The organism is Caldimonas thermodepolymerans (assembly GCF_015476235.1).
Lineage (GTDB): Bacteria > Pseudomonadota > Gammaproteobacteria > Burkholderiales > Burkholderiaceae_C > Caldimonas > Caldimonas thermodepolymerans.
In genome coordinates, this window is the sequence record NZ_CP064338.1 from 964,107 (window position 1) to 979,536 (window position 15,430).

Annotated in this window: 11 protein-coding genes and 1 pseudogene; 10 read left to right on the forward strand and 2 right to left on the reverse strand. The window is 71.2% G+C overall.

The window, feature by feature from the left end; genetic code table 11:
- Positions 1-47: 47 nt before the first annotated feature.
- The 4 genes and pseudogenes from IS481_RS04740 to IS481_RS04755 all read left to right on the forward strand — a co-directional run bounded on the left by IS481_RS04740 (position 48) and on the right by IS481_RS04755 (position 6,478).
- Positions 48-3,503 (forward strand): hybrid sensor histidine kinase/response regulator, encoded by a 3,456-nt coding sequence (locus tag IS481_RS04740; RefSeq protein ID WP_104356200.1) that lies wholly within the window; start codon positions 48-50, stop codon positions 3,501-3,503.
- Positions 3,484-4,443: a response regulator transcription factor gene (locus tag IS481_RS04745; RefSeq protein ID WP_104356100.1), complete on the forward strand. Its 960-nt coding sequence runs from the start codon at positions 3,484-3,486 to the stop codon at positions 4,441-4,443. Before IS481_RS04740 ends, IS481_RS04745 begins: the two co-directional genes overlap by 20 nt.
- A 90-nt stretch (positions 4,444-4,533) precedes the next feature.
- A pseudogene (locus IS481_RS04750) lies at positions 4,534-5,755 on the forward strand (helix-turn-helix domain-containing protein).
- 57 nt (positions 5,756-5,812) lie between these two features.
- Positions 5,813-6,478: a Vgb family protein gene (locus IS481_RS04755; protein WP_104356101.1), complete on the forward strand. Its 666-nt coding sequence runs from the start codon at positions 5,813-5,815 to the stop codon at positions 6,476-6,478.
- A gap of 7 nt (positions 6,479-6,485) precedes the next feature.
- Here IS481_RS04755 and IS481_RS04760 read toward each other — a convergent pair whose 3' ends face one another.
- Positions 6,486-6,911 carry a PPC domain-containing DNA-binding protein gene (locus IS481_RS04760; protein ID WP_104356102.1) on the reverse strand — a complete coding sequence of 142 codons (426 nt, stop codon included), beginning with the start codon at positions 6,909-6,911 and terminating at the stop codon, positions 6,486-6,488.
- A 223-nt stretch (positions 6,912-7,134) separates the two neighbouring features.
- Between IS481_RS04760 and urtA the strand changes: the two genes are divergently transcribed.
- The 6 genes from urtA to IS481_RS04790 all read left to right on the forward strand — a co-directional run bounded on the left by urtA (position 7,135) and on the right by IS481_RS04790 (position 14,439).
- A complete protein-coding gene (gene urtA, locus IS481_RS04765) occupies positions 7,135-8,412 on the forward strand; it encodes an urea ABC transporter substrate-binding protein (protein WP_104356103.1) in 1,278 nt (425 codons plus the stop codon).
- A 143-nt stretch (positions 8,413-8,555) separates the two neighbouring features.
- A complete protein-coding gene (gene urtB / locus IS481_RS04770) occupies positions 8,556-10,157 on the forward strand; it encodes an urea ABC transporter permease subunit UrtB (protein ID WP_104356104.1) in 1,602 nt (533 codons plus the stop codon).
- 115 nt (positions 10,158-10,272) lie between these two features.
- Complete coding sequence (gene urtC / locus IS481_RS04775; protein WP_104356105.1) at positions 10,273-11,439, forward strand: urea ABC transporter permease subunit UrtC; 1,167 nt, start codon at positions 10,273-10,275, stop codon at positions 11,437-11,439.
- The gene (gene urtD / locus IS481_RS04780) at positions 11,436-12,326 is read left to right on the forward strand and encodes an urea ABC transporter ATP-binding protein UrtD (RefSeq protein ID WP_104356106.1); all 891 of its coding nucleotides are present in this window, start codon (positions 11,436-11,438) and stop codon (positions 12,324-12,326) included. Before urtC ends, urtD begins: the two co-directional genes overlap by 4 nt.
- Before the next feature lie 6 nt (positions 12,327-12,332).
- Entirely contained in the window at positions 12,333-13,025 is a 693-nt protein-coding gene (gene urtE / locus IS481_RS04785; RefSeq protein WP_104356107.1) for an urea ABC transporter ATP-binding subunit UrtE, read from the forward strand.
- A 121-nt stretch (positions 13,026-13,146) separates the two neighbouring features.
- Positions 13,147-14,439, forward strand: coding sequence for an FAD-dependent oxidoreductase (locus tag IS481_RS04790; RefSeq protein WP_104356108.1), 1,293 nt, complete (start codon positions 13,147-13,149; stop codon positions 14,437-14,439).
- On the opposite strand, the gene IS481_RS04795 is transcribed toward IS481_RS04790, so the two are convergent.
- Entirely contained in the window at positions 14,333-15,319 is a 987-nt protein-coding gene (locus tag IS481_RS04795; protein ID WP_170067430.1) for a LysR family transcriptional regulator, read from the reverse strand. The genes IS481_RS04790 and IS481_RS04795 overlap by 107 nt on opposite strands.
- Between the last annotated feature and the right edge of the window lie 111 nt (positions 15,320-15,430).

A 15,430-nucleotide genomic window follows, 5' to 3' on the forward strand; every position in this document is an offset into this window, starting at 1 on the left:
CGAAAAGTCCGCGCCTATTGCCGGACTCAATGCAAAAGATGGACCCGATGACTTCCGCCGCTTCCGCCGCCGTGCCGCCCCCGGCCGGCGAGGCGCCGCAGCGCGTCATCAAGGTCCGGCGCGACTACAACAGCTGGGTGGCCAGCGAGACGCTGGAGGACTACGCGCTGCGTTTCACGCCGCGCTCGTTCCGGAAATGGTCGGAGCTGCGCGTCGCGCAGACCGGCTTCGGCGGGGCGGCCTCGTTCCTGGTGCTGGAGGCGGTGGGGGCGACCTTGCTGGTGGAGTACGGCTTCCTCAACGCCTTCTGGGCCATCATCGCCACCGGCCTGATCATCTTCCTGGCTGGCCTGCCGATCAGCCTGTACGCCGCGCGCCACGGCGTGGACATGGACCTGCTGACCCGCGGGGCGGGCTTCGGCTACATCGGCTCGACGATCACCTCGCTGATCTACGCGAGCTTCACCTTCATCTTCTTCGCGCTCGAGGCGGCCATCATGGCCTACGCGCTGGAGCTGGCCTTCGACATCCCGCCGGCCTGGGGCTACCTGGTCTGCGCGCTGCTGGTGATCCCGCTGGTCACGCACGGGGTGACGATGATCAGCCGGCTGCAGGTGTGGACCCAGCCGCTGTGGCTGGTGCTGCTGGTGCTGCCGTTCGTCTACGTGTTCCGCGAGGAGCCGGACGTGCTGCGTGGCCTGGTGCAGTACGGCGGCCAGGAGGGCGGGCCGGCGCGCTTCGACCTGCTGCGGTTCGGCGCGGCGATGACGGTGGGCATCGCGCTGATGACGCAGATGGGCGAGCAGGCAGACTACCTGCGCTTCATGCCCGAGAAGACCGCGCGCAACCGCGGCCGCTGGTGGGCCGGCGTGCTGCTGGGCGGGCCGGGCTGGGTGGTGCCGGGCATCGTGAAGATGCTGGGCGGCGCGCTGCTGGCGTACCTGGCGATCAGCCATTCGGTGCCGGTGGACCGCGCGGTCGACCCCAACCAGATGTACCTGGTGGCCTACGGCTACGTGTCCTCCAACGTCGGCTGGGCGGTGGCGGCCACCGCGGTGTTCGTCGTGATCTCGCAGCTCAAGATCAACGTCACCAACGCCTACGCGGGCTCGCTGGCCTGGTCCAACTTCTTCGCGCGCGTCACCCACAGCCACCCGGGGCGGGTCGTGTGGGTGGTGTTCAACACGCTGATCGCGCTGATGCTGATGGAGCTCAACGTGTTCCAGGCGCTGGGCAAGGTGCTGGGGCTGTACTCCAACATCGCGATCTCGTGGATGATGGCCGTGGTGGCCGACCTGGTGGTCAACAAGCCGCTGGGGCTGTCGCCGCCGGGCATCGAGTTCAAGCGCGCGCACCTGTACGACGTGAATCCGGTGGGCGTGGGCGCGATGGGCATCGCCTCGGTGCTGTCGGTGGCGGCCAACCTGGGCTACTTCGGCCCGACGCTGGAGGCCTTCTCGGCCCTGATCGCGCTGGTTACCGCCTTCGTCGCGGCGCCGACCATCGCCTGGCTGACGCGCGGGCGCTACTACCTGGCGCGTCCACCCGAGCCGCCGCAGCCGCAGCGGCAGGGCCTGAAGGCGGTGTACCGCTGCACCGTCTGCGAGGGCGAGTACGAGCGCGACGACATGGCGCGCTGCCCGGCCTACCAGGGAATGATCTGCTCGCTGTGCTGCTCGCTGGACGCGCGCTGCCACGACCTGTGCAAGTCGCACGCGCACTGGTCGGCGCAATGGCTGGCCGCGGCGAAGGCGCTGCTGCCGCGGCCGGTGTGGGCGCGGCTGAACACCGAGCTGGGGCACTTCCTGCTGCTGATGATGGCCATCGTGCCGGCGCTCGGGGTGCTGCTGATGCTGGTGTACCACCAGGAGCTGCGCGGGCTGGGGCCGAGTGCCGCCGAGCTGGAGCCGGTGCTGCGGCTGGCCTTCGTGAAGGTGTATGCGGCGCTGGTGGTGGTCAGCGGCGTGGTCGCGTGGTGGCTGGTGCTGGCGCACAAGAGCCGCCAGGTCGCGCAGGAGGAATCCAACCGCCAGACGCACCTGCTGATGCGCGAGATCGAGTCGCACCGCCGCACCGACGAGCAGCTGCAGCAGGCCAAGCGCCAGGCCGAGCAGGCCAACCAGGCCAAGAGCCGCTACATCTCGGCGATCAGCCACGAGCTGCGCACGCCGCTCAACAGCATCCTGGGCTATGCGCAGCTGCTCGACGAGGATGCCAGCCTGCCGCCGCACCGCCGCCAGGCCGTGACCGTGATCCGCCGCGCCGGCGACCACCTGCTGTCGCTGATCGAGGGCACGCTGGACATTGCCCGCATCGAAAGCGGCAAGCTGACGCTGGAGGTGCGGCCGATGCGTTTTGCCGAGTGCGTGCAGCAGATCGCGCGCATGTTCGAGCTGCAGGCCGCGGGCAAGGGCATCGCCTTCGAGACCGAGTTCGTCGGCACGGTGCCCGAGGTGGTGCGCGCCGACGAGAAGCGGCTGCGCCAGATCCTGCTCAACGTGCTGGGCAACGCGGTCAAGTTCACGCGCACCGGGCGGGTGGTGTTCCGCCTGAAGTACGCGCGCGAGATCGCGCTGTTCGAGATCGAGGACACCGGCCCCGGCATCGCGCCGGAGGAGATCGGCCGCATCTTCGAGCCCTTCGCGCGCGGCTCGGCCGCCGGCACCGGCCCGAGCGGCGGCACCGGCCTGGGCCTGACGATCAGCAAGATGCTTACCGACCTGATGGGCGGCGAGATGACGGTCAGCAGCGAGGTCGGGCGCGGCACGCTGTTCCGCATCCGCCTGTTCCTGCCGCAGCTGCACGCGGCGGTGGCCGAGCAGGTGCTGCCGCCGCCGCGCACCGGCTACCTCGGCGCGCGCCGCCGCATCCTGGTGGTCGACAACGAGGAGGACGACCGCGGCCTGCTGCTGCACCTGCTGCAGCCGCTCGGCTTCGAGCTGGCGCAGGCCGAAAGCGGCGACGCGTGCCTGGCGCTGCTGCGCCGCGGCGACTTCGCGCCGGACGCGATCTTCATGGACCTCGCGATGCCCGGCATCGACGGCTGGGAAACGATCCGCACCATCCGCCGCGAGGGGCTGAGCGACGCGCATGTCGCGATCGTCTCGGCCAATGCCTTCGACCAGGGGCTGGACAACGACGTCGGCATCACGCCGGCCGACTTCTTCGTCAAGCCGGTGCGCATCGGCGAGCTGCTCGACTGGCTCGGCCGGCGGCTGCAGCTCGAGTGGACCGAGGCGCCGCGGGTGGAGGGGCCGGGCGCACCCGCCCCCGCGGCCGCCGCGCAGCCGGTGGTGCCGCCGGAGCCCAGGCTGCTTGCCCTGCAGGAGGCGATCGACCTCGGCTACTTCCGCGGCATCCTGAAACTGCTCGACGAGATCGAGGCCGAAGATGCGCGCCATGCCCCCTTCGTGCAACGCCTGCGCGAGCTGGCCCGGCAGTTCCAGCTCGACGCGATGACCCACGTCCTGAGACAGGCCCGCCATGACCGTCTTGCTGCCTGAACCCGCCATCCGCATCGACCGCAGTGCGAGCGACGTGGTGCTGATCGTCGACGACGTCCCCGACAACCTGTCGGTGCTGCACGACGCGCTGGACGAATCCGGCTACACGGTGCTGGTCGCCACCAACGGCGACGGCGCCCTGCAGCGCGCCGCCCAGGCCGTGCCGGACATCATCCTGCTCGACGCGGTGATGCCCGGCATGGACGGCTTCGAGGTGGCGCGCCGCCTCAAGGCGCAGCCCGAGACGGCGCACATCCCCATCGTCTTCATGACCGGCCTGACCGAGACCGAGCACGTGGTGGCCGCCTTCCAGGCCGGCGGCGTGGACTATGTCACCAAGCCGATCAAGCCCAAGGAAGTGCTGGCGCGCATCACCACCCACGTGCAGGGGGCACGGCTGGCGCGCCAGGCGCGCAACGCGCTGGACGCCTTCGGCCACGCGACCATGGTGGTGCGCCTGGCCGACGGGCGCGTGGTCTGGCAGACGCCGCTGGCGCGCCGCTTCCTGCAGGACTACCTGGGCTGCGCCGAGCCCGTGGTGCCGGCCTCGGTGCTCGAGTGGGTGCGCGCGCACGCGGCGGCGCCGGCCGGGGCGCAGGAGCCGCCGAAGATGAGCATCGTGCAGGGGCCGCGCCGGCTGGTGCTGGCGCTGCACGAGCCGACCGGCGACGACGAATGGCTGCTGGTGATGCGCGAGACCTCGGACGCCGCCGCGATCGAGGCGCTGACGCACGCCTTCCGGCTCACGGCCCGCGAGGCCGAGGTGCTGTACTGGGTGGTCAAGGGCAAGACCAACCGCGACATCGCCGACATCCTCGGCGCCAGCCCCGCGACGGTGAAGAAGCACCTGGAGCACGTGTTCGAGAAGCTGGGCGTGGAGACGCGCACCGCGGCCGCGGGCCTGGCGATCAGCCGGGTGGGGCAGCTGGGGCACCGCTAGGGCCGCCGCGCCGGCGCCGGCCCCACAATGCCGCCAGGACCGTGACCGCTTCCCCCCGGTCGTTCTGCCGATGCGTCGCACCTCCGTGCCATGGATGCCCTGATCGCCGCTGCGGCCCGCGCGCTGGCCGCGGGCGACGTGCTGGGCGCGCTGCAGCGCGTGGCGCTGCGCGAGGCGCCGGCGGCGCTGGCCCTGCGCGGCATCGCGATGGCGCAGCTGGGCGAGTACGCACGCTCGCGCGAGCTGCTGCGCCGTGCGGCCCGGGCCTTCGGTGCCCGCGAGGCGCTGGCGCGGGCGCGTTGCGTGGTGGCCGAGGCCGAGGTGGCGCTGGCGATGCGCGACCTGGCCGGTGCCCCGCGCACGCTGGCGGCGGCCGTCGCGGTGCTGGAGGCGCACGGCGACCGCGCCAACGCCTTGCAGGCGCGCCTGGTCGCGTTGCGGCGCCTGCTGCTGCTCGGCCGGCTGGTGCCTGCGGCGCAGGCCCTGGCCGCGCTCGACCTGCGCGGCGCCCCGCCGGCGCTGCTCGCGGTGGCCGAGCTGGCAGCCGCCGAGCTGGCCTTGCGGGGCCTGCGTCCTGCGGTGGCGCAGGCGGCCCTGGCGCGGGCCGAGGCCGCCGCGCAGCGCGCCGGCATCGTCGCCTTGCAGCGCGAGGTTGCCGCTGCCAGGGCGGCGCTGGAGCATCCTGCGGCGCGCCGCGTGCAGGCCGGGGAAGAGCAGCCCTTGCGGCTGGCCGAGGTGGTTGGCGTGGATGGCTTCCGACGCGCTGGTGGTCGACGGCTGCCGGCGTGCCGTGGTCGTGGGCGGTCGCCGGGTGTCGCTTGCGCGCCGGCCGGTGCTGTTCGTGCTGCCGCAGGCGCTGGCGCGCGCCTGGCCGGGCGATGTCGACCGGCGCGTGCTGATCGAGGCGGCATTCCGGCTGCGCGATCCCGACGCGACACATCGCGCCCGGCTGCGCGTGGAGATCGGCCGGCTGCGGGCGCTGGTGGCCGGGCTGGCCGGCATCGAGGCCACCGCGCGGGGCTACCGCTGGCAGCCGCCGGCCGGGCGCGAGGTCGTGCTGCTGGCCCCGCCGGTCGACGGGGCGCAGGGCGCGCTGCTGGCCCTGCTGGCCGACGGGATGGCCTGGTCCACGTCGGCGCTGGCGCTGGCCACGGGGCGCAGCCAGCGCAGCGTGCAGTGCGCGCTGGCGGAGCTGGCCGCCGCCGGCCGGGTGCATGCGGCAGGGCAGGCCCGCGCGCGGCGCTGGCTGGCGCCGGGGCCGGCGGGTTTCGCGACGATCTTGTTACTCCCGGTCGTGGCGTCGCCTGACTAGAGTGGCCGTGACGGGCACGCCGACGGGCGGCGTGCCGCAGCCCTGAAGGAGCAGGCCATGACCCTCGACACCTCACTGGATGCCACCGTGCCGACCGCCGAGATCGTGCGCGAGTACGGACCTTTCCCCGACGCCGACGGCGTGCACGGCGTCTCGTACGACGGCCGGTGCATCTGGGCCGCGTTGGGCACCGCGCTGGTGGCCGTCGACCCGCACAGCGGAGACGTCGTCCGCACGCTGGAGCGGGCCTGCCGCGCCGGCACCGCGTACGACGGCCGGCACCTCTACCAGATCCACGGCACGCGCATCGACAAGATCGACCCGCAGACCGGCGAGGTGTGCGCCTCCATCCCGACGCCGGGCCCCGACAACTCGGGGCTGGCCTGGGCCGAAGGCAGCCTGTGGCTGGGGCAGTGGAGCGAGCGCCGCATCCTGCAGCTCGACCCGCAGACCGGGCGCGTGCTGCGCACCATCGAGTCCGACCGCTACGTCACCGGCGTGACCTGGGTCGACGGCGAGCTGTGGCACGGCACCTGGGAAGGCGAGGCCAGCGACCTGCGCCGCGTCGATCCCGCCACCGGCGAGGTCGTCGAGCGCGTGCAGATGCCGGCGGGCACCGGCGTCAGCGGGCTGGAGGCCGACGGCAACGGGCTGTTCTATTGCGGCGGCGGTCCCAGCGGCATGGTGCGGGCGGTGCGCCGCCCGCAGCGCCGGCGCGCCTGAGCGGCGTTCAGGGCTGCTCCCCGCCCGTCGCGGCAGGCGGCTGGCGGCGGATCACCAGCTCGGGGTGGCCGGTCGCATGGTCCATCATGCGCCGGAACTCCCATTCCGGCAGCAGCCCGAGCAGCACCTCGGCGGTGGTGCGCACGGTGCAGCCCGGTGCGACATGGCCGCCGATGACGCGGCCGTCGGCCAGCGCGATCGTCGCGTGCAGGTGCGACTCGCGGTCGGAGAGGCTGCCGGCCAGCGTGAGGACCTCGATCGGCCCCTCGAAGGTGTCCGGCCGCTCCCTGCCGGCCAGGCGCAGCTGCGCGCCCGACAGGCTGCCGATGCCCGACAGCACGAAGGCCGCGCGTGCACCCTCCACCGCGAGCGCGGCTTCCAGGGCCCGGCGCAGGTCCTGGCCGGGGCTCAGGCGTAGCGGTAGTGTCTCCATGGGCCCACAGGGTAGCCGATCCCGGCGCGTTTGCCACCCTCCAGATCAACCCGGCGCCATCCGGCGGTGGCCATCGCCTTCGCCCGGCCTACGCCACTTGGCGTATTTCTCGTTCGGGCCGCGCTCCGTAACCTGCGTCCATCCGTCGGGCCCGTGTGCCGGCGGAGACGACACCGGTCGCACCTTCGTTCATTCCTCAGTCCCCTTACCAGGAGCGCAACCCATGAGCCTTTCCCGCCGCAGCGTCGTCAAGACGCTTTCCGCCGTCGCCCTCGGCGTGGCTGCCCTCGGCCTGCCGTCGGCTTATGCCGCCGACACGATCAAGGTCGGCATCCTGCACTCGCTGTCCGGCACGATGGCGATCTCCGAGACCGTGCTGAAGGACGTCGCGCTGATGACCATCGAGGAAATCAACGCGCAAGGCGGGGTGCTCGGCAAGAAGCTGGAGCCGGTGGTGGTCGACCCGGCGTCCAACTGGCCGCTGTTCGCCGAGAAGGCCAAGCAGCTGATCTCCCAGGACAAGGTCGCCGTCGTGTTCGGCTGCTGGACCAGCGTCTCGCGCAAGTCCGTGCTGCCGGTGTTCGAGGAGCTCAACGGTCTGCTGTTCTACCCGGTGCAGTACGAAGGCGAGGAGTTGTCCAAGAACGTCTTCTACACCGGCGCCGCGCCCAACCAGCAGGCCATTCCCGCGGTCGAGTACCTGATGAGCAAGGACGGCGGCTCGGCCAAGCGCTTCGTGCTGCTGGGCACCGACTACGTCTACCCGCGCACGACGAACAAGATCCTGCGTGCCTTCCTGAAGTCCAAGGGCATCCCCGACGAGGACATCATGGAGGAGTACACCCCGTTCGGCCACAGCGACTACCAGACCATCATCGCCAAGATCAAGAAGTTCGCCTCCGAAGGCAAGAAGACCGCGGTGGTCTCGACGATCAACGGCGACTCCAACGTGCCGTTCTACAAGGAGCTGGGCAACCAGGGCCTGAAGGCCACCGACGTGCCGGTGGTGGCGTTCTCCGTGGGCGAGGAAGAGCTGCGCGGCGTGGACACCAAGCCGCTGGTCGGCCACCTGGCGGCATGGAACTACTTCATGAGCGTCAAGAACCCGACCAACGACGAGTTCATCAAGAAGTGGAGCGCCTACGCCAAGGCCAAGAACATCCCGGGCCACAAGGACAAGCCGCTGACCAACGACCCGATGGAAGCCACCTACATCGGCATCCACATGTGGAAGCAGGCGGTCGAGAAGGCCCAGAGCACCGACACCGACAAGGTGATCGCCGCGATGGCCGGCCAGACCTTCAAGGCGCCGTCGGGATTCGTCGCCAAGATGGACGAGAAGAACCACCACCTGCACAAGCCGGTGTTCATCGGCGAGGTCAAGGCCGACGGCCAGTTCAACATCGTCTGGAAGACCAAGGGCCCGATCAAGGCCCAGCCGTGGAGCCCGTACATCCCCGGCAACGAGAAGAAGAAGGACGAGCCCGAGAAGGCGCTCTGAGCTGAAGGGGGCATGTCGCCCCCGACCATCGTCGCGGGGCCTGCCCGGCCGGTGCTGCGCGTCCGCGCAGCCAGGCCGGTCGGCCACGGACCCGGTACGAGTCGTTGCTGAGGGACCCGAGAGTGAGATTCCCCCCTTCCTGGATGCGGCTGGGCGCCGCCTTGCTGTGGCTGTCGTGCCTGCTGGCCGGCGCCGGCACGGCCCGGGCCCTGACGCCCGAACAGGTCCGGGTGCTGGCCACCGGCGACAACGATGAACGCATCGAGGTGCTCAATGCAGCGGTGGCGGCGGCCGATCCGGCGCTGCAGCCGCTGGTCGAGGCGCTGCTCGGCGACGAGGTGAAGACCTCCGGCGAGCAGGTCTACATCGTGCGCGGCGATGCGGTCACCGATGCCGTGACCGGCGCGCCGGCGACGCTGCCCGACGACGCCGAGGACGTGGTCAACAGCAACCGCATGCGCCGTGCGTTGCAGGGCGCGCTGGCGGGGCTGAAGCTGCTGTCGACGCAGGTCGACGAGCGCCGCCGCGCGGTCGCGCAGTTGCGCGACGACCTGGACGAGGAGCAGCTGCCGCTGATCGAGCGCGCCTACCAGGCCGAGACCGATGCCGGCCTGAAGGACGAGCTGGCGCGGCTGAGGGCCACGCTGCTGATCGCCTCCGACGACAGGGCGCAGCGGCTGGAGGCTGCGCAGGCGCTGGGCGGCAGCGCCCAGCCCGCGGTCAAGTCGCTGCTGCTGGCGCGGCTGGCCCGCGAGGGCGACGCCTACGTCGAGCCTGACGCCGAGGTGCGTGCGGCGCTGCAGGCGTCGTTGCGCGCGGTCGAGTCGCGCCTGGCATGGGGCGAGCGGCTGGGCGTGGTGTTTTCCGGCGTCAGCCTGGGCTCCATCCTGCTGCTGGTCGCGCTGGGCCTGGCCATCACCTACGGGCTGATGGGCGTGATCAACATGGCGCATGGCGAGCTGATGATGATCGGCGCCTATGCGACCTACGTGGTGCAGAACCTGTTCCGCGCGTACCTGCCGGCGGCCTGGTTCGACTGGTACATCGTCGCCGCGGTGCCGGTGGCGTTTGCCGCCTCCTTCGCCGTGGGCGCGGTGCTCGAGCGCAGCGTGATCCGCTGGCTGTACGGCCGCCCGCTCGAGACGCTGCTGGCGACCTGGGGCATCAGTCTGGTGCTGATGCAGGCCGTGCGTTCGATCTTCGGCGCGCAGAACGTGCAGGTCGAGAACCCGTCATGGCTGAGCGGCGGCGTCAGCGTGATGAGCAACCTCACGCTGCCGTACAACCGCATCGCGATCATCGCGTTTGCCGGCCTCGTGCTGCTGGGCGTGACGCTGCTGATCGCGCGCACCCGCCTGGGCCTGTTCGTGCGCGGCGTGACGCAGAACCGCCCGATGGCCGCCTGCATGGGCGTCAACACCGCCCGCGTGGACATGTACGCCTTCGCGCTCGGCGCCGGCATCGCCGGCCTGGCGGGCTGTGCGCTGTCCCAGGTCGGCAACGTGGGGCCGGACCTCGGCCAGAGCTACATCGTCGATTCCTTCCTGGTGGTCGTGACCGGCGGGGTCGGCCAGCTGGCCGGCACGGTCTACGCCGCGCTGGGCCTGGGCGTGATCAACAAGATCCTCGAGGGCTGGCAGGGCGCGGTGCTCGCCAAGATCATGGTGCTGCTGTTCATCGTCGCCTTCATCCAGAAGCGGCCGCAGGGGCTGTTCGCGATGAAGGGTCGCAGCGCGGAGGCATGAGCATGCGCACCTCCTGCGACCACATGCTGCCGCACGGTGCGGCTACCCGCGTGATCCCCCACCCGACCCGGGCGTTCCTCCTGCCGCGACGCCCTGCCCTGAATGGAGTGCCTGCATGAGCGCCGTCCTTCCGACGCCGACCTCCACACCGACCCTGTCGATGCCGGCTGCCCGCCGCCCGTCCTTCCTCGGCGCGCGGGGCCGCATCGGCCTGCTGGCGGCGCTGATCGCCGTCACCGTCGTCGTGCCCGTGCTCAACCTGGCGGTGGCGCCGGGCAGCGCGCTGCACCTGCCCGAGTACTACGTGACCCTGATCGGCAAGATCATGTGCTACGCGATCTGCGCGCTGGCGATGGACCTGATCTGGGGTTACACCGGCATCCTGTCGCTGGGCCACGGCCTGTTCTTCGCGCTGGGCGGCTACGGCATGGGCATGTACCTGATGCGCCAGATCGGCCGGGACGGCAACTACCAGTCGGACCTGCCGGACTTCATGGTCTTCCTCGACTGGAAGGAACTGCCCTGGCACTGGGCGCTGAGCGATTCCTTCGTCGCACAGATGCTGCTGGTGGTGCTGGTGCCGGGGCTGCTGGCCTTCGTGTTCGGCTATTTCGCGTTCCGCTCGCGCATCAAGGGCGTGTACTTCTCGATCATCACGCAGGCGATGACGTTCGCCGCGATGCTGCTGTTCTTCCGCAACGAGACCGGCTTCGGCGGCAACAACGGCTTCACCGACTTCAAGCGCATCCTCGGCATCCCGATCGCCACCCCGACCACGCGCGTGGCGCTGTTCGTGATCACCGGGCTGACGCTGATCGGCTGCTACCTGCTCGCGCGCTGGCTGGTCAACACCAAGTACGGGCGCGTGCTGCAGGCGATCCGCGATGCCGAGTCGCGCGTGATGTTCTCCGGCTACGACCCGCTCTGGTACAAGCTGAGCATCTGGGTGATCTCGGCGGTGATGTGCGCGATCGCGGGTGCTTTGTACGTGCCGCAGGTCGGCATCATCAACCCGAGCGAGATGTCGCCGGCCGCGAGCATCGAGATCGCGATCTGGACCGCGGTGGGAGGGCGCGCGACGCTGATCGGCCCGATCGTCGGCGCTTTCTTCGTCAACGGCGCCAAGAGCTGGTTCACCGTGGCGTTCCCCGAGTTCTGGCTGTACTTCCTCGGCGCGCTGTTCATCGCGGTGACGCTGTTCCTGCCGCAGGGCATCGTCGGGCTGTTCCGTCAGCGGCGCCGCGACGACGACGCGCAAGCAGGCAAGGAGGAGCGGGCATGACCCCCGAACTGATGGAGCAGGGCGCCCGGCTGCGCCGCCGGCACGAGGCCCGCGAGGCCGGGCTGCAGGGCTCGGGCGACCGCGGGGCGAGCTACGGCCGCGTGGTGCGGCCCGGCGAGGTGGACACGGCGCACGGCGCGATCCTGTACCTGGAGGACATCACGGTCAGCTTCGACGGCTTCCGCGCGCTGAACCGGCTGTCGCTGAGCATCAGCGCCGGCGAGCTGCGCTGCATCATCGGGCCCAACGGCGCGGGCAAGACCACGATGATGGACGTCATCACCGGCAAGACCCGCCCCGACGAGGGCAAGGCCTGGTTCGGCTCGACCATCGACCTGCTGCGCCTGCGCGAAAGCGAGATCGCGCAGATCGGCATCGGCCGCAAGTTCCAGAAGCCCACCGTCTACGAGCAGCTGACGGTGTTCGAGAACCTGGAGCTGGCGCTCAAGGCCGACCGGCGCGTGCGCGCGTCGATGTTCTCGCGCCTCGGCGGTGAGCAGCTCGACCGAATCGGCGAGGTGCTGGCGCTGATCCACCTGAAGGACCACGCGCAGCGCACCGCGGGCAACCTCTCGCACGGCCAGAAACAGTGGCTGGAGATCGGCATGCTGCTGATGCAGGACCCCAAGCTCCTGCTGCTGGACGAGCCGGTGGCCGGCATGACCGACGAGGAAACCGAGCGCACCGCGGAGCTGTTCCTCTCGCTCGAGGGCAGCCACTCGCTGGTGGTGGTCGAGCACGACATGAAGTTCATCGGCGAGCTGACGCAAGGCGGCCGCAACGGCAAGCGCGTGACGGTGCTGCACGAGGGCAGCGTGCTGGCCGAAGGGACGCTGGCCGACGTGCAGGCCAACGAGAAGGTCGTCGAGGTCTACCTGGGCAGGTGAGCCATCATGCTGAAAGTCGAAGGCGTCAACCAGTATTACGGCGGCTCGCACATCCTGCGCGACGTGAGCCTGGACGCGAAACAGGGTGAGGTCACGGTGATCCTCGGGCGCAACGGCGTGGGCAAGACCACGCTGCTCAAGAGCCTGATGGGGCTGGTGCCGGTCAAGACCGGCACGATCACGCTCGACGGCCAGCCCATCACGCGCGACACGCCCTACGAGCGGGTGCGCAAGGGCATCGGCTACGTGCCGCAGGGGCGCGAGATCTTCGGCCGCCTGACGGTGGAGGAGAACCTGCGCATGGGGCTGGCCTACAAGCCGGCCAGCACGCCGATCCCGGCGGAGCTGTACGAGCTGTTCCCGGTGCTCAAGCAGATGCTGCATCGCCGGGGCGGCGACCTCTCAGGCGGCCAGCAGCAGCAGCTCGCGATTGCGCGCGCGCTCGCGGCCGGCCCCAAGCTGCTGATCCTGGACGAGCCGACCGAGGGCATCCAGCCCTCCATCATCAAGGACATCGGCCGCGTGATCCGCATGCTGGCCGACCGCGGCGACATGGCCATCGTGCTGGTCGAGCAGTACTACGACTTCGCCGCCGAGCTGGCCGACCAGTACCTGGTGATGGAGCGCGGCGAGGTGATCCGGCGCGGGCGCGGCAAGGACATGGAAGCCGACGGCGTGCGGCGCCTGATGTCGATCTGACCCGCGCCGCCGCGGCGGCTGCAGGCCATGCCCTGGCGGCATACCCTGCGCCGCATTCGGCAATCGACAGGCACTCCCGGGCTGCCTAGACTGGGCTTTTGCCGTTTCGGGGAGTGATGTCATGCATGTGGTGGTGATCGGTGCCGGGATCGTCGGCCTGGCGACGGCACGCACGCTCCTCGATGCCGGCCACCAGGTCACGCTGGTGGACCGAGCCGACCAGCCGGCCTCGGGCACCAGCGGGCAGAACGGCGCGCAGCTGAGCTACGCCTACGTCGCGCCGCTGGCCAACCCCTCGGTGCTGAAGGACCTGCCCAAGCTGCTGCTCGACGCCGAGTCGCCGCTGCGCCTGCAGCTGCGCGCCTCGCCGGCGTTCCTCTCGTGGGGCCTGCGCTTCCTGTGGGCCTGCCGCAGCGCGCAGGTCGAGCGCACCACCGAGGCCCTGCTGCAGCTGGCCGAGCTGAGCCGCGAACGCCTGCACCGCTGGCTGCAGGGCGGCAGCGCCGCGGCGATCGAGCACCGCGGCAACGGCAAGCTGGTCGTCTACCGTTCCCGGGCCGCCTTCGAGGGCGCGCTGGAGCAGCTCGCCCTGCAGGCGCGCTACGGCAGCCGCCAACAGGCACTGGACGCCGCCGCCTGCATCGAGCGCGAGCCGGCGCTGGCGGGGCAGTCGCTGGTCGGCGGCATCTGGACGCCGGACGAGGAGGTGGCCGACTGCCGCAAGCTGTGCCACGTGTTGTTCGAGGAGCTGCGCGAGCACCCGCAGTGCACGCTGCGCATGTCCACCGAGGTGATGCGCTGGGAGACCGGCGAGGGCCGGGTGCGCCGGCTGGTGCTGCGCAGCGGCGAGACGCTGCACGACGTGCAGCCCGATGCGGTGGTGGTCGCCGCCGGCATCGGCAGCAATGCCTTGCTCGCGCCCCTGGGGGTGCGGCTGCCGGTCGAGGCGCTCAAGGGCTACAGCCTGGAGATCCCGCGCGCGGCGCTGCAGCGCTTCCCGGAGTGCAGCGTGACCGACAGCGCCCGCAAGGTGGTGTTCGCGCCGCTGGGCGAGGGCGCCCAGGCGCGGCTGCGCGTGGCGGGCATCGCCGAGCTGGGCCGGCGCGACCTGTCGCTCGACGCCGAGCACCTGCAGCGGCTGCGCCGTGCGGCCGACGATGTGTTCGGCCTGGACCCGGCGCTGGACGTCGCGGCCCTGCAGCCCTGGGCCGGGCTGCGCCCGATGACGCCCACCGGGCTGCCGTGCATCGGCCGGGTGCGGCGCTGGGGCAATGTCTACGCCAACACCGGGCACGGCGCGCTGGGCTTCACCCTGGCGTTCGGTTCCGCCGCGCTGCTGGCCGGGGCGCTGGCGACGCGGGAGCCGGCGCCGCTGCTGCGCCCCTTTGCGCATGGTCCGCTGGCTGCGGCGTGAGGCTGGCGGCCGTCGCGAGCACGCGGCCCATCGCGTCGACCAGGTGCCGCACCAGCGCGCTGCCGGGGGCATCGTGCAGCCGCATCGCGTGCACGGTGACCGGGATCTCCGGCTCCACCACCGCCATCTCCAGCGGCAGCGTCGCCCGGGCTGCGCTGCCGGTGAAGGAATCCACCAGCGCCAGCCCGATGCCCTCGCGCGCCAGCGCGATCGCCGCGTGATGGCTGTGCGCCAGCATGCGCGGCGCCCACTGGATGTCGTGCAGCTCGCGCGCGTGGTGCAGGCGGCGCCCGAGCGGGTCCGAGGCATCCAGGTCGATCACCGGCAGCGTCGCCAGCTCGGCCAGCGGCAGCTGGCTGCGGCCCAGCCTGGGGCCGACGCACACCAGGCGCGCCTGCGCCAGCGGCTCGGCCAGCAGCGCCGGGTGCTCGGGCGCGTCGAAGGCGAAGCCGATGTCGGTTTCGCGCAGCACCAGGCTGTCGACGATCTGCCGCGAATGCAGCGTGCGCACCGACAACCGCAGGTGCGGGTGGCGCTGCATCAGCGGCGCCAGTGCCTTGGGCAGCCAGTCCTGCGCGAGGCTGGGCACGCAGGCCACGCGCAGCATGTCGCCCTGGCCGTGCGCGAGGTTGTCGACCAGCTGCCGGATGCCGTCGAGCCGCACGTACAGCTGCTCGACCTCGGGGTACAGCGCACGCGCCTCGCGCGTCGGCACCAGGCGGCCCTTGACGCGCTGGAACAGCGGGAAGCCGGCCTGGCGCTCGGCCTGCTGCAGCAGCCGGGTGGCGGCGGGCTGGGTGATGTGCAGCATGTCGGCGGCGCCCTTGACCGTGCCGCACTGCATCACGGCGTGGAAGATCTCGATCGAGCGGATGCGCATGCGCCGATGGTAGCGGCGCGCGTCATGTGCGGGCCGATGCACGGTTTGCATGCCGTCCCCGGGAAAACCCGGCGGCGCAGCGATTGAAACGAGTGATTCACGGCGCCTAGA

Coding starts and splice junctions, on each gene's coding strand:
- IS481_RS04795 (WP_170067430.1), bottom strand. CDS start 15,319: ATGCGCATCCGCTCGATCGAGATCTTCCACGCCGTGATGCAGTGCGGC.
- IS481_RS04790 (WP_104356108.1), top strand. CDS start 13,147: ATGCATGTGGTGGTGATCGGTGCCGGGATCGTCGGCCTGGCGACGGCA.
- urtE (WP_104356107.1), top strand. CDS start 12,333: ATGCTGAAAGTCGAAGGCGTCAACCAGTATTACGGCGGCTCGCACATC.
- IS481_RS04745 (WP_104356100.1), top strand. CDS start 3,484: ATGACCGTCTTGCTGCCTGAACCCGCCATCCGCATCGACCGCAGTGCG.
- IS481_RS04755 (WP_104356101.1), top strand. CDS start 5,813: ATGACCCTCGACACCTCACTGGATGCCACCGTGCCGACCGCCGAGATC.
- urtA (WP_104356103.1), top strand. CDS start 7,135: ATGAGCCTTTCCCGCCGCAGCGTCGTCAAGACGCTTTCCGCCGTCGCC.
- IS481_RS04760 (WP_104356102.1), bottom strand. CDS start 6,911: ATGGAGACACTACCGCTACGCCTGAGCCCCGGCCAGGACCTGCGCCGG.
- urtC (WP_104356105.1), top strand. CDS start 10,273: ATGAGCGCCGTCCTTCCGACGCCGACCTCCACACCGACCCTGTCGATG.
- urtD (WP_104356106.1), top strand. CDS start 11,436: ATGACCCCCGAACTGATGGAGCAGGGCGCCCGGCTGCGCCGCCGGCAC.
- IS481_RS04740 (WP_104356200.1), top strand. CDS start 48: ATGACTTCCGCCGCTTCCGCCGCCGTGCCGCCCCCGGCCGGCGAGGCG.
- urtB (WP_104356104.1), top strand. CDS start 8,556: ATGCGGCTGGGCGCCGCCTTGCTGTGGCTGTCGTGCCTGCTGGCCGGC.